At 66.8% G+C, this 15961-nt stretch carries 17 protein-coding genes and 1 tRNA gene; 3 read left to right on the top strand and 15 right to left on the bottom strand.

Annotated features, from left to right (window positions below; genetic code table 11):
• Position 1 precedes the first annotated feature (1 nt).
• The 9 genes from nuoE to C2U58_RS03245 all read right to left on the bottom strand — a co-directional run bounded on the left by nuoE (position 2) and on the right by C2U58_RS03245 (position 6195).
• The gene (nuoE, locus tag C2U58_RS03285) at positions 2-529 is read right to left on the bottom strand and encodes an NADH-quinone oxidoreductase subunit NuoE (protein ID WP_070207226.1); all 528 of its coding nucleotides are present in this window, start codon (positions 527-529) and stop codon (positions 2-4) included.
• Between the two features lie 94 nt (positions 530-623).
• Positions 624-1931, bottom strand: coding sequence for an NADH-quinone oxidoreductase subunit D (locus C2U58_RS03280; protein WP_070207225.1), 1308 nt, complete (start codon positions 1929-1931; stop codon positions 624-626).
• Positions 1928-2677, bottom strand: a complete 750-nt coding sequence (locus C2U58_RS03275) for an NADH-quinone oxidoreductase subunit C (RefSeq protein WP_102944529.1) — start codon at positions 2675-2677, stop codon at positions 1928-1930. The genes C2U58_RS03280 and C2U58_RS03275 overlap by 4 nt, the downstream gene beginning before the upstream one ends.
• A gap of 32 nt (positions 2678-2709) precedes the next feature.
• Positions 2710-3264, bottom strand: a complete 555-nt coding sequence (locus tag C2U58_RS03270) for an NADH-quinone oxidoreductase subunit B (RefSeq protein ID WP_017354657.1) — start codon at positions 3262-3264, stop codon at positions 2710-2712.
• Positions 3255-3611 (bottom strand): NADH-quinone oxidoreductase subunit A, encoded by a 357-nt coding sequence (locus C2U58_RS03265; protein ID WP_102944528.1) that lies wholly within the window; start codon positions 3609-3611, stop codon positions 3255-3257. Before C2U58_RS03265 ends, C2U58_RS03270 begins: the two co-directional genes overlap by 10 nt.
• 112 nt (positions 3612-3723) lie before the next feature.
• Positions 3724-3808 (bottom strand) — tRNA-Leu (locus C2U58_RS03260).
• A 71-nt stretch (positions 3809-3879) separates the two neighbouring features.
• A complete protein-coding gene (gene secG / locus C2U58_RS03255; protein WP_070207238.1) occupies positions 3880-4323 on the bottom strand; it encodes a preprotein translocase subunit SecG in 444 nt (147 codons plus the stop codon).
• A 32-nt stretch (positions 4324-4355) separates the two neighbouring features.
• Positions 4356-5111 (bottom strand): triose-phosphate isomerase, encoded by a 756-nt coding sequence (gene tpiA / locus C2U58_RS03250; RefSeq protein ID WP_102944527.1) that lies wholly within the window; start codon positions 5109-5111, stop codon positions 4356-4358.
• Positions 5112-5259: 148 nt separating this feature from the next.
• Complete coding sequence (locus C2U58_RS03245; RefSeq protein ID WP_102944526.1) at positions 5260-6195, bottom strand: 2-oxoglutarate and iron-dependent oxygenase domain-containing protein; 936 nt, start codon at positions 6193-6195, stop codon at positions 5260-5262.
• 278 nt (positions 6196-6473) lie between these two features.
• On the opposite strand from C2U58_RS03245, the gene C2U58_RS03240 reads away from it, so the two are divergent.
• On the top strand, positions 6474-7625 hold the full coding sequence (locus tag C2U58_RS03240; protein WP_102944525.1) for a glycosyltransferase family 4 protein: 1152 nt from the start codon (positions 6474-6476) through the stop codon (positions 7623-7625).
• Positions 7612-8466, top strand: coding sequence for a polysaccharide deacetylase family protein (locus tag C2U58_RS03235; RefSeq protein WP_102944524.1), 855 nt, complete (start codon positions 7612-7614; stop codon positions 8464-8466). Before C2U58_RS03240 ends, C2U58_RS03235 begins: the two co-directional genes overlap by 14 nt.
• 55 nt (positions 8467-8521) lie before the next feature.
• On the opposite strand, the gene glmM is transcribed toward C2U58_RS03235, so the two are convergent.
• From glmM to trpB, 5 genes are all read right to left on the bottom strand, one after another.
• Entirely contained in the window at positions 8522-9889 is a 1368-nt protein-coding gene (gene glmM, locus C2U58_RS03230) for a phosphoglucosamine mutase (protein WP_102944523.1), read from the bottom strand.
• On the bottom strand, positions 9889-10767 hold the full coding sequence (gene accD / locus C2U58_RS03225; RefSeq protein ID WP_070207217.1) for an acetyl-CoA carboxylase, carboxyltransferase subunit beta: 879 nt from the start codon (positions 10765-10767) through the stop codon (positions 9889-9891). Before accD ends, glmM begins: the two co-directional genes overlap by 1 nt.
• 220 nt (positions 10768-10987) lie before the next feature.
• On the bottom strand, positions 10988-11800 hold the full coding sequence (gene trpA, locus C2U58_RS03220) for a tryptophan synthase subunit alpha (protein ID WP_102944522.1): 813 nt from the start codon (positions 11798-11800) through the stop codon (positions 10988-10990).
• A 1-nt stretch (position 11801) separates the two neighbouring features.
• The gene (locus tag C2U58_RS03215) at positions 11802-12476 is read right to left on the bottom strand and encodes a hypothetical protein (RefSeq protein ID WP_102944521.1); all 675 of its coding nucleotides are present in this window, start codon (positions 12474-12476) and stop codon (positions 11802-11804) included.
• On the bottom strand, positions 12473-13699 hold the full coding sequence (trpB, locus tag C2U58_RS03210; protein ID WP_102944520.1) for a tryptophan synthase subunit beta: 1227 nt from the start codon (positions 13697-13699) through the stop codon (positions 12473-12475). Before trpB ends, C2U58_RS03215 begins: the two co-directional genes overlap by 4 nt.
• 95 nt (positions 13700-13794) lie before the next feature.
• Between trpB and C2U58_RS03205 the strand changes: the two genes are divergently transcribed.
• On the top strand, positions 13795-14682 hold the full coding sequence (locus C2U58_RS03205; protein ID WP_102944519.1) for a LysR family transcriptional regulator: 888 nt from the start codon (positions 13795-13797) through the stop codon (positions 14680-14682).
• Between the two features lie 159 nt (positions 14683-14841).
• Here C2U58_RS03205 and C2U58_RS03200 read toward each other — a convergent pair whose 3' ends face one another.
• Positions 14842-15942 carry a toxic anion resistance protein gene (locus C2U58_RS03200; RefSeq protein WP_102944518.1) on the bottom strand — a complete coding sequence of 367 codons (1101 nt, stop codon included), beginning with the start codon at positions 15940-15942 and terminating at the stop codon, positions 14842-14844.
• Positions 15943-15961: the final 19 nt, after the last annotated feature.

Genomic DNA, 15961 nt, shown 5'->3' with positions numbered 1-15961 from the left:
CTTACTCCAACCCGTCCAGCAGCTCGTCGACCTTCTCGACGGTCAGGCGCTCGTGGTAATGGCCGTTGATGACCATCATCGGCGCACCGGCGCAACCGGCCAGGCATTCTTCTTCACGCTTGAGGTAGATGCGGCCGTCGGCGGTGGACTGGCCGGTCTTGCAGCCGAGCTTCTTCTCGGCATGCGCGACCAGGTCCTCGGCGCCGTTCAACCAGCAGCTGATGTTGGTGCAGAAGGCCACGTTGTGGCGGCCGACCTTCTCCAGCTCGAACATCGAGTAGAAGCTCGCAACCTCGTAGGCCCACACCGGCGGCAGGTCCAGGTACTTGGCGACGCCGGCGATCAGCTCGTCGGTCAGCCAGCCGGCATTCTGCTCCTGGGCAGCGTGCAGGCCCTGCAGCACCGCCGAACGCTTGCGGTCCGGCGGGAACTTGGACAGCCAGTGATCGATGTGCGCGCGCGTCTTGTCGCTCAACACCACCATCGGGTCGACGTCGCGCGCCGCCTCGAAATTACCCGTCGCCTTCATCGGCCGACCCCTGCAAATACCAGAATAGTGGGAACCAGAACCTGCAGCGCCGGCATCGGCCGGCGGGTGTCAGGCATCGTGCATGCGCGTGCCATTACCGGTCCACCTCACCGAACACCAGGTCGTAGGTGCCGATCATGGCCACCACGTCGGCGAGCATGTGCCCGCGCACGACCGAGTCGATCGAGGACAGATGGGCAAAGCCCGGCGCGCGCAGGTGCACGCGGAACGGCTTGTTGGCGCCATCGGACATCAGGTAGCAGCCGAACTCGCCCTTGGGCGCTTCGACCGCGGCGTAGGTTTCGCCGGCCGGGACGCAGTAGCCTTCACTGAACAGCTTGAAGTGATGGATCAGCGCTTCCATGTCGTCCTTCATGTCCTCGCGGCTGGGCGGCGCGACCTTGAAGTTCTTGACCATGACCGGACCCGGATTGGCACGCAGCCAGTCCACGCACTGCTTGATGATGCGGTTGGATTCGCGCATCTCGGCCACGCGGACCAGGTAACGGTCGTAGCAGTCGCCTTCCTTGCCCAGCGGGATGTCGAAATCGACGGCGTCGTACTTGGCGTACGGCTGCTTCTTGCGCAGGTCCCAGGCAATGCCCGAGCCGCGCAGCATCACGCCGGTCATGCCCCAGGCATGCGCCAGTTCCGGGCTGACCACGCCAATGCCGACCGTACGCTGCTTCCAGATACGGTTGTCGGTGAGCAGGGTTTCGTATTCGTCGACGCGCGACGGGAACTCCTTGGTGAAGTTCTCCAGGAAGTCCAGCAGCGAACCTTCGCGCGAGGCGTTGAGGTTCTTCAGGGCCTTGCCCTTGTGCCAGCGCGATTCCTTGTACTTCGGCATCTGGTCCGGCAGGTCGCGGTACACGCCGCCCGGACGGTAGTACGCCGCATGCATGCGCGCGCCGCTGACTGCTTCATAGCAGTCCATCAGCTCTTCGCGCTCGCGGAAGGCGTACAGCATCACCGCCATCGCGCCCAGGTCGAGCGCGTTGGAACCCAGCCACATCAGGTGGTTCAGGATGCGGGTGATTTCATCGAACATGGTGCGGATGTACTGGGCACGTTCCGGCGCTTCGATCCCCATCAGGGTTTCGATGGCGCGCACGTAGGCGTGCTCGTTGCACATCATGGACACGTAATCCAGGCGGTCCATGTAACCGATGGACTGGTTGAACGGCTTGGATTCGGCCAGCTTTTCCGTGCCCCGGTGCAGCAACCCGACGTGCGGGTCGGCACGCATGATGGTTTCGCCGTCCATTTCCAGGATCAGGCGCAGCACACCGTGCGCGGCCGGATGCTGGGGACCGAAGTTCATCGTGTAGTTGCGGATTTCCTGGCGCAGTTCGGCCGGGTTGCTCGCAAAGGCCTGGTGGGCTTGCTTGAACTCACTCACTTGCTTGCCTCCGACTGCGCGGTTTCGCCGGCAGCGGTCTGGAAACGGGCGTCGTCACGGATCACGCGCGGCACGCCGACACGCGGCTCCACCGAGGTGACCGGTTCGTACACGACGCGCTTCTTTTCTTCGTCGTAGCGGACTTCGACGTTGCCGATCAGCGGGAAGTCCTTGCGGAACGGATGCCCCACGAAGCCGTAGTCGGTCAGGATGCGGCGCAGGTCCGGGTGGCCTTCGAAGATCACGCCGAACAGGTCGAACGCTTCGCGCTCGAACCAGTTCAGGCCCGGCCACACGCTGGTCAGCGAGGCGACCACCGGCAGTTCCTCGTTCGGCGCGAAGCAGCGGATGCGCATGGTGAGGTTGTGCTGGTAGGAACGCAGCTGCGCGACCACGGCATAACGCTGCAGGGGAACCGGCTGCGGCTGGGCGCCTTCCGGGGTTTCGCGGGTGGGGAACTCGCCCCACGCGAAACGGCCGGCGCCCTTGCCTTCCACGCCACGGCTGAAGCCGTGCGAAGAGACGTCGGCGGTGTCCCACTCGTCGCTGCCATAGCCGAGGTAGTCAACGCCGCACAGGTCGACGGACTGCTCGAAACCGAATTCGTCGCGCAGCGCCAGAGCAGTGGCATGCCAGTCGGCAGCGGGCACTTCCAGCGTCACTTCGCCGCGGGGTTCGACCACGAAGACCTGCGCACCTGCGAAACGTGCGGAGAGTCGGTCGATGAAGGATGCTTGCTCTGCCATGGGGGCTTGGCGCGCTCTTGTCAGGAGGAATGTCAGCGGGCGATGGTCTGCGTACGCCAGATCTTCTTCTGCAGCTGCAGGATCCCGTACACCAACGCTTCGGCGGTAGGCGGACAACCGGGGACGTACACGTCCACCGGCACCACGCGGTCGCAACCACGCACCACTGCATAGGAGTAGTGGTAGTAGCCGCCACCGTTGGCGCAGCTGCCCATGGAGATGACCCACTTCGGGTCCGGCATCTGGTCGTAGACCTTGCGCAGCGCCGGGGCCATCTTGTTGACCAGGGTGCCGGCCACGATCATCACGTCGGACTGGCGCGGCGACGGGCGGAACACCACGCCGTAGCGGTCAAGGTCCAGGCGCGCGGCACCGGCATGCATCATTTCAACCGCGCAGCAGGCCAGACCGAAGGTCATGGGCCACATCGAGCCGGTACGTGCCCAGTTCAACAGCGCGTCGACGCTGGTGGTCACATAGCCCTTTTCGAGCAGCGGGTTGTCGCCTTCGGGGCGCAGGATGTCGTCGACCCGCCCTTCCGGGACCGGGTTGTTCATCAGGCCATCGAGAGTCTGAATTACTCCCATTCCAGCGCTCCCTTCTTCCAGACGTAAATGAAACCGAGGAAAAGCATGCCCACGAACAGGCCCATCGTGACCAGCGAACGTGTGCCCAGCTCCATGAAGACCTGGGTCCACGGCACGATGAAGATGATTTCCAAGTCAAATACGATGAACTGGATGGCGATCAGGTAGTAGCGCACATCGAACTTCATGCGCGCGTCCTCGAAAGCCTCGAAGCCGCATTCGTACGGCGAGAGCTTTTTCAGATCTGGACGCCGGGGACCGAGGAACCGACCGACCAGCATCAGCGCAACGCCGATACCGGTGGCAACAATCAGAAACAGCAGAGACGGCAAATATTCGGCCAGCACAGCGATTCTCTCTTGCCTCTGCCGCCACGCCTGCAGGCGTCTTGGCATGGGGGAGTGGACGGAAAACGTTGCTGGCGCTTTGCGCGCCAGACGAACCCGCTTACAAACAAAATGGTGCCCAAGAGGGGACTCGAACCCCTACGACCTAAGTCGCTACCACCTCAAGGTAGTGCGTCTACCAATTCCGCCACCTGGGCATTGCATTACGTATCGCGCTGGGCGTGATTCCTGGTGGACTCCCCCAACGCGCCGCATATTGTAACCGTCTTCAGGGAGTCTGGGAGCCTTCCGAAGGCTTTTCTTCACCCGATTTCGGCGTTTCGGCCTGAGCCGGCACAGTCGCCTGCGGAACCGGCTGCGGCGCAGCGGCTTCCGGGGCCTTCGGCACGGCCGGCAGCTCACCGGCGGGGACTGCCGGCGCGGCAGGCGCGACCGGGGCCGACATCACGCCGAGGTCCTGCTGGACCGCCGGTCGCGCACCATGGCTGGCGTACCAGGCCATGAAGAGGCTGATGCCGAAGAACACCACGGCCAGCCACTTGGTCGACTTGGACAGGAAGTTGGACGCGCCGCGCGCGCCGAACACCGTGCCCGAGGCACCGGCGCCGAACCCCGACCCTGCGGCCGCACCGGAACCACGCTGCATCAGGATGAGCGCGATCATGGCCACTGCCACCAGCACGTAGACCACATTGAGGATCAACATCAGCATTTCGAATCCGTCCTCGGACAATTCTTGTCTTGTTAGTGCCCGGCCGCCGCATGGGCGATGGCCAGGAAATCCGCGGCCACCAACGAGGCGCCGCCTACCAGCCCACCATCGACATCGGGCTGTGCGAACAGCTCTGCGGCGTTGTCGGGCTTCACGCTGCCGCCGTACAGGATCGGCAACGAATCGGCGATTCTAGCATCCCGCTTGGCCACTTCGCCACGGATGAAGGCATGGACCTGCTGGGCCTGCTCCTTGGTGGCGGTGCGGCCGGTCCCGATCGCCCAGACCGGCTCGTAGGCGACCACGGCGTGCTGGAAGCCCTCCGGCCCGACCAGGTCGAGCACCGGGGTCAGCTGGCTGGCGATGACCTGCTCGGTCTGGCCGCCTTCACGCTGCTCCAGGGTTTCGCCGACGCACAGCACCGGGACCAGCCCGGCATGCACGGCGGCGGCGAACTTGCGCGTGACCAGCTCGCTGGTCTCGTTGTGGTACTGGCGGCGCTCGGAATGGCCGACCAGGCCATAGCGGGCGCCGACGTCGGCCAGCATGGCCGCGCAGACCTCGCCGGTGTAGGCGCCCTTTTCATTGGAGCTGACGTCCTGCGAGCCGAAAGCGACAGCACGACCCTCGAAGGCCTCCACCAGCTCGCCCAGGTATGGCAGTGGCGGCAGGATCACCACGTCCACGCCCTCCTTGGGCAGGTCGGCGACGATGTCGCTGACCAGGTCGGTGGCGAATTGGCGGCTGCCGTGCAGCTTCCAGTTACCGGCGACGATCTTGCGGCGCATGGGCGGGCTCCATTTGGGTATCAGCCGGTGATGATACCGGATGTAACGAATCCGCGTTTCAGGAAAACGCTTACATTTCAAATGGATAATGAAAAAGGCCGCCCGGAGGCGGCCTTTGAGGGGTACCGACTGACAGTCGGTACCTACGTCATTTGAGTTTGATCTCGCGCAGGCGCTCTTCGAGGAAGCCGTGGGCGGTGATCGGCTCCGGGTAGCGGCTGGGGTTGTCCGCGCTGATGCAGGTCGGCAGCACGTCGATCAGGAAGTCCGGGTTCGGGTGCAGGAAGAACGGCACCGAGTAACGCGGCTGGCGGGCCTGCTCGCCCGGGGGGTTGACCACGCGGTGGATGGTGGACGGGTACACGTGGTTGGTCAGGCGCTGCAGCATGTCGCCGATGTTGACCACGATGGTGTCCGCGTCCGAGGTGAACGGCACCCACTTGCCTTCGTGCGACTGCACTTCCAGGCCGGCGGCACTGGCACCGACCAGCAACGTGATGAAGTTGATGTCGCCGTGCGCGCCGGCGCGGACGTTGGGGATGTCGTCGGCGGTGATCGGCGGGTAGTGGATCGGGCGCAGGATCGAGTTGCCGTTGTTGGTCTTGTCGGCGAAGAAGTCGATCGGCAGGCCGATGTGCAGCGCCAGCGCCGACAGCACGCGCGACCCCAGCTGGTCCAGCGCCTGGAACAGGCCGTAGCCCTTCTCGCGGAAGCCCGGTACTTCGGTCGGCCACAGGTTCGGCGCCATCACGTCCCGGTACTTGGAGTCATCCGGGATCTCGCGGCCGATGTGCCAGAACTCCTTCAGGTCGAAGTGCTTGGAGCCCTTCGCGGTTTCCACGCCGAACGGGGTGTAGCCGCGCGCGCCGCCGGTGCCCGGCAGGTGGTACTGCAGCTTGGTCGCTTCGGGCAGCGCGAAGAACGCCTTGAACACCTCGTACGCACCGTCGATGTCCGCCTGCGGGATGCCGTGGTTGCGGATGCCCGCAAAACCCCATTCACGGTAGGCCGCCCCCAGCTCGGCGACGAACGCGTCGCGGTCACTGTCGAAACGGGTGATGTCGAGGGTGGGGATCTGGCTCACTGCGGTTCCTGGCTGGTTCGGGGGTGGAGATGGGCCACGGCTGTGGCCCGGCTGAACATTGTGCCAGATCGGAGGATCTGCACTGACGATACATTGATACAAACCGATACAATGCGCGCGACATCGCCGCCGCCACGTCAATCGCCCCTCCCTGTCTGCCCTGACACCGCAAGGACGCCCGCGCGTCCCCTGCCCCGTTGGCCATGCGCGCGCACCGGGGCAGTGACCCTCCCGCGCCCGCAATGACGTTGAATGACTGGACACCTGGAACGTTCACGATGGACAAGCCACTGAAGATCCTGCACACGGAAGCCGCCAAGGGATTCGGCGGGCAGGAGATCTACATCTATCGCCACATGCTGGCCATGCGCGAACGCGGCCACGACGTGTCGCTGCTGTGCCAGCCCGGCGCGCGACTGGGCGAAATGGCCCGCGAGGCCGGCTTCACCGTGCATGCGCTGAAGATGGGCGGCCTGCTGCGGATGCTGCGCGGCATCTGGTCGGTATCCCGCCTGGTGCGTCGGCACACCTATGACGTGGTCAATACCACCAGCCGCCGCGATGCCCTGATCGCCGCCGCCGGCGCCCGCCTGGGCGGTGCACCGCTGGTGGTCCGATCGCGCCACCTGATGAGCCCGGTCAATTCGCTGCTCACCTACACCGGGCTGCCGCACCGGGTGCTGACCGTCAGCAGCTTCGTCAAGCAGCTGCTGGTCCATCGCGGCATCGCCGACGACCGGATCGGCATCGTGCCGCCGATCGCGGTTCCGCCGCAGTGGTCGCAGGCCACCAGCGACGACGCCTGGCAGTGCCTGCAGGACACCCGCGCCGAGGTCCGCCGCGAACTGGGCTTCAGCGACGATCAGGTCGTGGTCGGTTGCGTGGCCGTACTGCGCGAGGCCAAGGGCCATGCCGACCTGCTGCGCGCGATCGCGCCGCTGTGCCGCCAGCACCCGAACCTGCAGCTGGTGATCGTGGGCGACGGCGCGCCGGTGATGGAACGCCTGACCGCGCTGCGCGCCGAGCTGGGCATTGCCGGCCAGGTGCACCTGCTGGGCTACCGGCTGGGGGCCTGCCGGCTGATGACCGCCTTCGACATCTTCGCCCTGGCCAGCCACAAGGAAGCCGCGGGCACGGTGTTCCTGGAGGCGGCCTATGTGGGCGTGCCGATCGTCACCACCCGCGTGGGCGGCGTGCCGGAAATGCTGGTGGAAGGCAGCAATGCCCTGCTCGCCCCGCTCGGCGACCAGGCCGCGTTGACCGCGGCATTGCAGACCCTGGTGGAGCAGCCCGAACGCCGCCGGCAGATGGGCCAGGCCGGCTGGGACTGGATGCGCAGCGCGCACCGTTTCACCCCGACCGGGCACACCGAGGCCACCGAGTACTATTACCACCAGTGGTTGAAGGAACTGGGCCATGGCAAACGCTAGAACCGTACCGGTGCTGATGCACCACCATGTTTCGCCCTCGCCGGGCATGATCACGGTGTCGCCGGAGAATTTCGAGAGCCAGATCGCGTGGCTGGCCGCCAACGGCTGGACCTCGCTGACCCTGGCCCAGTACGCCGACTTCCTGGCCGGCAGGCCGGTACCGCGCAAGTCCATCGTCATCACCTTCGACGACGGCTACCTGGACAACTGGGTGTATGCGCATCCGATCCTGCAGAAGTACGGCATGCACGCAGTGGTGTTCGTGGTCACCGGCTGGATGGGCGAAGGCCCGCTGCGTCCGCACGCCGGCCAGCCCGGCGCGACGCTGCCGGCGACCCCGGACCACCGTGGCTGCGAAGACGCGATCCTGCGCGAGAACCGCCACGACGACGTGATGATGCGCTGGAGCGAAGCGCGCGCGATGATCGAGGCCGGTACGTTCGAGGTGCATTGCCACACCCATACCCACACGCGCTGGATGAAGCAGGACATCAGCCGTACGCAGAAGCGCGACGGCATCACCCGCGACCTGGAAATGGCGCGCGCGGTGCTGCAGGAACAGCTGGGCGAGGTGTCAGACACGCTGTGCTGGCCGTACGGCGATTTCGACGAGGATTACCTGCCGATCGCGCGTGCGCAGGGCTTCCGTTACCTGCACACCACGCATCCGTTCGGGCGCAACGTGGTAGGTGGCGATCCGGAACACATCTATCGGTTTGCCATCCGCAACCGGCCGGCGAGCTGGCTGCGCAAGCGCATCGCGTGGAGTTACCACCCGTTGATCGCACCGGTGTTCAACCGGTTCAAGGCGAAGCAGAAGAAGATGGCACCGGGGCCGTAACTCACATGAAAAACCCGGCCTTGGCCGGGTTTTTCATGTCAGCGTCGGCTACGCATCATGCCGCAGCCGCTGCCTTCACTGCATCGGACAGACTGTCCAGCGTGCCCTGCATCAACTCGGCCGTATCGGCCTCCACCGTGACCCGCACTACCGGCTCGGTGCCGGAGGGACGCAGGAACGCGCGGCCGCGGCCCTTGACCGCCTGCTGTGCGGCCGACAGCGCCGACTGCACGCCTTCGGACTGCACGATGACCTTGGCCGAGACACCGGCCAGGCGCACGTTGACGGTCTTCTGGGGCACCTTGGTCACGTCGCTCAATGCAGCACGCAGCGAGATACCGCCACGACGCAGCACTTCCAGCACCTGCAGCGCGCTGACGATCGCATCGCCGGTGGTGGCACGGTCCAGGCACAGCAGGTGGCCCGAAGCCTCGCCACCGAGCACGCCGCCGCCTTCCACCAGCGCCTGGTGCACGTAGCGGTCGCCCACGTTGCTGCGCACGAACGGCAGGCCGAGGCGTTCCAGCGCCTGCTCCAGCCCGAAGTTGGTCATCAGCGTGCCCACCACCGGACCGCGCAGGCGGCCGCTCTTCTGCCAGGCCGCCGCGAGCACATACAGCAGGTCATCGCCGTCGACCGGGTTGCCCTGGTCGTCGGCCATCAGCACACGGTCGCCGTCGCCGTCGAAGGCGATGCCCAGGTCCGCACCGACCTCGCGCACCTTGGCGGCCAGGTTGTCGATGTGCATCGACCCGACACCGTCATTGATGTTCACGCCATTGGGCTCGGCACCGATGGCCACCACCTCCGCACCCAGCTCGCGGAACAGCAGCGGCGCGATGTGGTACGTGGCGCCATGCGCGCAGTCCAGCACGATCTTCAGGCCGCGCAGGTCGAACCCACGCGGCACGCTGGCCTTGCAGAACTCGATGTAACGGCCGACCGCGTCGCGCGCACGCGCCGCCTTGCCGAGCCGGTCCGAATAGACCGTGGTGAACTCGGTGTCCAGCGCCGCTTCCAGCGCCAGCTCGGTAGCGTCGTCGAGCTTCTCGCCGTCGGCCGAGAAGAACTTGATGCCGTTGTCGTAATGCGGGTTATGCGAGGCGCTGATCACGATGCCGGCGTCCGCACCCAGGGTGCGGGTCAGGAATGCGACCGCCGGGGTCGGCATCGGGCCCAGCAGCTGCACATCCGCACCGGCGGCAACCAGGCCGGCTTCCAGCGCAGCTTCGAACATGTAACCCGAGATCCGGGTGTCCTTGCCGATCACGACCACCGGGCGCACGCCGGGGGCATGCTTGCTGCGCTCGATCAGTACCCGGCCCAGCGCATTGCCCAGGCGCAGCACGAAATCGGCGGAGATCACGCCCTGCCCGACCCGACCGCGGATGCCGTCGGTCCCGAAGTATTTACGCGCGGCCATCAGGCGGCAGCGTCCGGCGCGGACTGGCGGCCCAGCATGGCGAGCAGTTCGGCCAGGCGGTCGCGCATTTCACGACGGTCGCAGATCTGGTCGATGGCACCGTGCTCGAGCAGGAACTCGGAGCGCTGGAAGCCTTCCGGCAGCTTTTCGCGCACGGTCTGCTCGATCACGCGCGGGCCGGCGAAGCCGATCAACGCCTGCGGTTCGGCGATGTTGATGTCGCCCAGCATCGCGAAGGATGCCGACACGCCACCGGTAGTCGGATGGGTCAGCACCGAGATGTACGGCAGGCCCGCGTCGCGCAGGCGACCCAGCGCGGCCGAGGTCTTGGCCATCTGCATCAGCGAGAACAGGCCTTCCTGCATGCGCGCGCCGCCGCTCGCGGAGAAGCACACGTACGGCGCACCGATTTCCAGCGCCTTTTCGGCCGCCAGCGAGAAGCGCTCACCGACCACAGAGCCCATCGAACCGCCCATGAAGGCGAAGTCGAAGGCCGAGGCCACCAGCGGTCGGCCCTTGAGCAGGCCCTGCATGGCGATCAGCGCGTCGTACTCGCCGGTGTTCTTCTGCGAGGCCTTGATGCGCTCGCTGTACTTCTTCTGGTCCTTGAACTTGAGCAGGTCGGTCGGTCCCAGGCGCGCGGCGATTTCGGTGGTGCTGTCGGCGTCGAACAGCGAGGCCAGGCGTGCGCGTGCGCGGATCGCCATGTGGTGGCCGCACTTTGGGCAGACTTCCAGGTTTTCTTCCAGCTCAGGACCGTAAAGCGCGCTGCCGCAGCTGCTGCACTTTTCCCACAGGCCCTCGGGGACGCTGCGCTTCTTGCTGGGGACGTTGTCGGTGCGGATGCCCGACGGCATCAACTTGCTGAGCCAACTCATGCGGGATGACACTTCCGTTCAGGGCGGCCCGAAAGCCGCAAAGGCGGACAGTCTAGCTCACCGGCTGTGGAGCCGGGATCCCTACGGGGGCGTGTGGATGCGGCGTGAATGGTGCCACGTGAACACGGGATGCCGTTCGAATGCCGGTAGCGCCGGCCGTTGGCCGGCCCTCATGGCGCCGGATACACCCCTTGGGTCGGCCAACGGCCGACGCTACCGATCAATGGCTATCCAGAGCGTCGCGCAGAGGCCGGAGGAACGCCTTGGCGGTGCGCGCCGCAGCCTCGGCGCCGTCCGCCTCGGCCAACGCCGCCACCAGTGCGCTGCCCACCACCACGCCGTCCGCCTCGGTGGCCATCGCCGCCGCGCTGGCGGCGTCCTTGATCCCGAAACCGGCCACTACCGGTGCGGTGGAACGGCTGCGCAGGTCGCGCAGGCGGGCGCCGGCGGCGCTGCTGTCGAGGCGCTCGGAGGCGCCGGTGACGCCGGCGAAACTCACGTAGTACAGGTAGCCCCGGGCCATGCCCGCGAGCAGGTCCAGGCGGCTGTCGGCGGTGGTCGGCGAGGCCAGCAGGATCAGCGCCAGCCCGGCCGCGTTGAAGATCGCCAGGGTCTCCTCGGCCTCTTCCGGCGGCAGGTCGACCAGCAGCACCCCGTCCACGCCCGCGGCAATGGCCGCCTCGGCGAACTTCGCGGTGCCGTGGATCTCCACCGGGTTCAGGTAGCCCATCAGCACCACCGGGGTGGTGCTGTCGTCGCGGCGGAACGCGGTGACGGTTTCCAGTACGTAGCGCAGGCCCGCACCTCGGGCCAGCGCGCGCTCGGAACTGCGCTGGATGGTGGGACCGTCGGCCATCGGGTCGGAGAACGGCACGCCGAGTTCGATCACGTCGGCGCCTGCGGCGGCCAGGGCGTGCATGACCGGAACGGTCGCTTCCAGGCCGGGGTCGCCGGCGGTAATGAATGGAATCAGCGCCTTGCGGCGGCTGGCGCGCAGGCGCGCGAAACAGGCATCGATACGGTCGACAGGCATTTCAGGCACATCCTTCTTTCAGTTCAACGGCGCCACTGGCGCCCCAATACATCGTAGAAATCATCCCTTCGAAGATCTCCAGGCGGATTGCCAGATCCGACCCCGGGTCCTGCCAGGTAAGGTAGTGACCCGTTTCCGGGTCGTAGGCATGCGGCGCGCGGGTGCTGCCCGGCGGCAGGCGCTTGAGCGCCTCCGCTTCGGACATGCCCAGGCGCAGCCCGAACGGACCGGGCTGTGCAATCGCCTCGGTCGAGCCGTCGATGCTGGCCAGGTCGAAACGCTGCACGTGGTCGTCCTCGACCATCATTGCCACGCCTTCGGGCAGGCTGCCGCGTTCGTAGTACTCGCACGCACCGGCGGCCTCGCCGTCGCTCAGCCCTGCCGAGTGCCATTCGCCCTCGGCCTCGACTTCGCTGAAGCGCTGGCCTATCAGCACATCGCCGGCATGGTCGAGTGCAACCGAGACCACCGACGGCCCCGCAGCATCGTCGTCGCTGTCGGAGGCAACGTCGGACGCACTGTCAGACGGTCGCTTGGCTACCTCAGCATTTCCCGGTGGCGCCGGGGCGGTTACCTTCGGCGACGGCGTCGCCAGCACCGGCGGCTCCGGCGCGGTGCAGCCGGCCAGGCCGGCCGCGATCAGCAGCGCACTTCCCTGGCGCAGCATCGGATTCACAGGATCAGACCCTCGCGCGCGGCGATGGTGTGCACGTCCTTGTCGCCACGCCCGGACAGGTTGCACAGCACCAGCTTGTCCTTCGGGAGGTCGCGCGCCAGCTTGATCGCCTGGGCCACCGCATGGCTGGACTCCAGCGCCGCCAGGATGCCTTCGCTGTGCGCCAGCTGGTGGAACGCGGCCAGCGCTTCGTCGTCGGTGATGCCCAGGTATTCGGCACGGCCGCTGTCGGCCAGGAACGCATGTTCGGGGCCCACGCCGGGGTAGTCCAGGCCGGCCGACACCGAATGGGTTTCGATGATCTGGCCGTCGTCGTCGCAGATCACATAGGTCCGGTTGCCGTGCAGCACGCCGGGGCGGCCAGCGGCGATGGAGGCGGCGTGGCGGCCGGTTTCAATGCCGTCACCGGCGGCTTCGGCACCGACGATGCGGACCGCGCGATCGTTGAGGAAGGCATGGAACAGGCCGATGGCATTGCTGCCGCCGCCGACGCAGGCGGTGATCGCATCGGGCAGGCGGCCGTAGTCGGTGAGCATCTGCGCGCGCGCTTCGCGGCCGACGATGGCATTGAAGTCACGCACCATGCGCGGGTACGGATCAGGGCCGGCCACGGTGCCGATGATGTAGAAGGTGTCGCGCACGTTGGTGACCCAGTCGCGCATCGCTTCGTTGAGCGCGTCCTTCAGGGTGGCTGAGCCGGAGGTCACCGGCACCACCGTCGCGCCCAGCAGCTTCATGCGGTAGACGTTGATCTTCTGCCGCTCGATGTCGGTGGCGCCCATGTACACCACGCACTCCAGGCCCAGCCGCGCGGCCACCGTGGCACTGGCCACGCCATGCTGGCCGGCACCGGTCTCGGCGATGATGCGCTTCTTGCCCATCCGCGCGGCCAGCAGCGCCTGGCCGATGGTGTTGTTGATCTTGTGCGCGCCGGTGTGGTTCAGGTCTTCGCGCTTGAGCAGGATCTGCGCGCCGCCGACCTGCTGGCTGAGCCGCTCGGCGTGGTAGATCGGACTGGGCCGGCCCACGTAATGGGTGAGGTCCTTGTCGTAGGCGGCAATGAAGGCCGGATCGCGGCGCGCTTCATCGTAGGCCGCGGCCAGTTCCTGCAGCGGGCCGATCAGGGTTTCGGCGACAAAACTGCCGCCGTAGCGGCCGAAGTGGCCCTGGGCGTCGGGATAGGCGTGGAAATCTGCGATGGGGGATGCGGGGGATGCGGACATGACGCGACAGCCGATGGAGACAGGCTGACAATCTAACGCACCTGTCCCGACCGGAATATCGATATTATCTGCATCGACCCGTCAGGAAAACTCACATGAGCCAGACGCCCCTGCCCCCGCTCAATGCCCTGCGCAGCTTCGAGGCCACCGCCCGGCTGGGCGGCGTGGGTCGGGCCGCCGAAGCCCTGCATGTCACCCACGGGGCGATCAGCCGCCAGTTGCGGCTGCTGGAGGAGCATCTGGGCGTGACGCTGTTCGAGCGTGAGGGACGCGGCGTGCGGCTGACCGCCGCCGGTACCGCGCTGCAGGCCGCGTGCGACGGCGCCTTCACCCAGATCCGGGACGCGGTGGACCGCCTGCAGCGCCGGCAGCGCCCCGACGCGCTCGTGCTGGGCTGCAGTGGCAGCATCCTGGCGCGCTGGATGATTCCGCGCCTGCCAACCCTGCAGGCCGAGCTGCCGCAACTGGCGCTGCACTGGTCGGCGCAGGACGGCAGCTTCACCGAGCAGCAGCAGGCGCTGGACGCGGTACTGCTGCTGGCGCAGCCGCCGTGGCCGCGTGGCTGGCAGGTCCGCGAACTGGCCCCGGAACGGGTGGGCGTGGTCGTCAGCCCGCAGCATACGGCGGCCGCACGGCTACGCCATCAGCCGCCGCATGCCCTGCTGGGCGAACCGCTGCTGCACACCACCTCGCGCCCGCAGGCTTGGCCGGAGTGGGCGCTGTCGCATGGCCTGGACCCGGCGCAGCTGCAGCTGGGCACCGGGTTCGAGCACCTGTACTTCCTGCTGGAAGCGGCGGTGGCCGGGCTGGGCGTCGCGATCGCGCCGGAACCGCTGGTGGCCGATGAGCTGGCGGCCGGGCGGCTGTTGGCGCCATGGGGGTTCGGCGCGACCGGCGGATTCTGGGTGCTGGCAACACCGGCGGGTCGGCAGGACGCGCGGATGGATGCGCTATCGCAGTGGCTGACGGAACAGCTTCGGTAGGGTCGCATCCTGATCGACCGCCGATAATGGTGATCGGCGCTTCAGGGCATGGCCCCCACCAGGCAAGCCTCTCCGCTCAACGGTCATGCCTTGAACCTGCATCGGCGGTCGACCGGGGTGCGACCCTACCGGGATGGCCTGCGTTCCCAGCGGCCGGCACTACGCGGCGGTGGGCTGCGCCAAGCGCTGCTGCACTTCATCGCGCAGCCGGGCCAGCTCCACCTCAGCCTGCTGGCGCTGCTGCATGCCGTCGCGGTGGATGCTGCGCACTTCTTCCACGGTGGCAATGAGCTGATCGTGCACGTGGCGCAGGGTGGCCACGTCGATGACGGCGCGCTGGTTGGCCTTGGCGGTTTCCACCGAGGTCTGGCGCATCAGGTCCGCGTTGCGGCGCAACAGGTCATTGGTCGCGTCGTCGATCGCGTTGGACAGTTCCACCGCATTCTTCTGCTCGCTCAGCGAGAGCTGGATGGCGAACTGGCGCTTCCACGACGGAATGGTGATGTCGCGAACCGTGTTGAACTTCTCGATCAGCTGGATCGCATTGGCCTGGATCAGGCGGATCATGGGCAGCGACTGGTCGGCCGCGTGCTGCATCACCCGCAGGTCGCCCACGCGCTTGTCCAGCAGCCGGATCGCATTGTCCAGTTCGTTCTGTCGGATGCGCAGCTGGGGATCGTCGGTACCCACGTTGGCCTGCTGTTCCAGGTGCAACTCCGCAAGCCGCTGTTTGCCCGCCGCGATGTGCAGCCCCAGCGCATGGCGCTCCTCCCGCACGATCTCGTGCATGCGGTCGAACTCACCCACGCGCTGGCCCATCAGCGCCTGCTGGCCACCTACATCGCCCAGCAGCTGTTCGATCTGGCGGTTGGTGTCGCTGAATATCTGCACCAGTTCGCCCTTGGACGCGCGCAGCTTGTCGATCAAACCGCCAATCACCGGGACCTTGGAACGCTGGGTCAATGCATCCAGGTTGAGCGTGCGCGCAATGCGCACCACTTCGCCCAGTTTGTCGCCACTGACGTCCAGGTCGCGGTTGCGCACCTGGTCGAGCAGCTGGCTGGAAAACGCAGCAGTCTTGGCGGCTGCGTCACGCCCGAACACCTGCAGGTTGCCCGGGCGGATGTCCTCCAGGCTGCGGCCGATTTCGGCGATGCGCGGCAGGTCCTCGCGCACCAGGCCCAAGGCCTGCAGGCTGGCGTCGTCCACGGCGGTGGGTGCCACGGCAAGCACCGGATTGGCCTGGGTGTCCTGGGTCATGGTGCGATCTCCTTGAAGA

The sequence above is a fragment of the Stenotrophomonas sp. VV52 genome, from assembly GCF_002893095.1.
Lineage (GTDB): Bacteria > Pseudomonadota > Gammaproteobacteria > Xanthomonadales > Xanthomonadaceae > Stenotrophomonas > Stenotrophomonas aracearum.
This window is presented reverse-complemented; position numbering and strand designations above follow the sequence as displayed.

Coding starts and splice junctions, on each gene's coding strand:
- C2U58_RS03200 (WP_102944518.1), bottom strand. CDS start 15,942: ATGACCCAGGACACCCAGGCCAATCCGGTGCTTGCCGTGGCACCCACC.
- trpA (WP_102944522.1), bottom strand. CDS start 11,800: ATGCCTGTCGACCGTATCGATGCCTGTTTCGCGCGCCTGCGCGCCAGC.
- accD (WP_070207217.1), bottom strand. CDS start 10,767: ATGAGTTGGCTCAGCAAGTTGATGCCGTCGGGCATCCGCACCGACAAC.
- C2U58_RS03275 (WP_102944529.1), bottom strand. CDS start 2,677: ATGGCAGAGCAAGCATCCTTCATCGACCGACTCTCCGCACGTTTCGCA.
- glmM (WP_102944523.1), bottom strand. CDS start 9,889: ATGGCCGCGCGTAAATACTTCGGGACCGACGGCATCCGCGGTCGGGTC.
- trpB (WP_102944520.1), bottom strand. CDS start 13,699: ATGTCCGCATCCCCCGCATCCCCCATCGCAGATTTCCACGCCTATCCC.
- C2U58_RS03270 (WP_017354657.1), bottom strand. CDS start 3,264: ATGGGAGTAATTCAGACTCTCGATGGCCTGATGAACAACCCGGTCCCG.
- nuoE (WP_070207226.1), bottom strand. CDS start 529: ATGAAGGCGACGGGTAATTTCGAGGCGGCGCGCGACGTCGACCCGATG.
- C2U58_RS03205 (WP_102944519.1), top strand. CDS start 13,795: ATGAGCCAGACGCCCCTGCCCCCGCTCAATGCCCTGCGCAGCTTCGAG.
- C2U58_RS03240 (WP_102944525.1), top strand. CDS start 6,474: ATGGACAAGCCACTGAAGATCCTGCACACGGAAGCCGCCAAGGGATTC.
- tpiA (WP_102944527.1), bottom strand. CDS start 5,111: ATGCGCCGCAAGATCGTCGCCGGTAACTGGAAGCTGCACGGCAGCCGC.
- secG (WP_070207238.1), bottom strand. CDS start 4,323: ATGCTGATGTTGATCCTCAATGTGGTCTACGTGCTGGTGGCAGTGGCC.
- C2U58_RS03235 (WP_102944524.1), top strand. CDS start 7,612: ATGGCAAACGCTAGAACCGTACCGGTGCTGATGCACCACCATGTTTCG.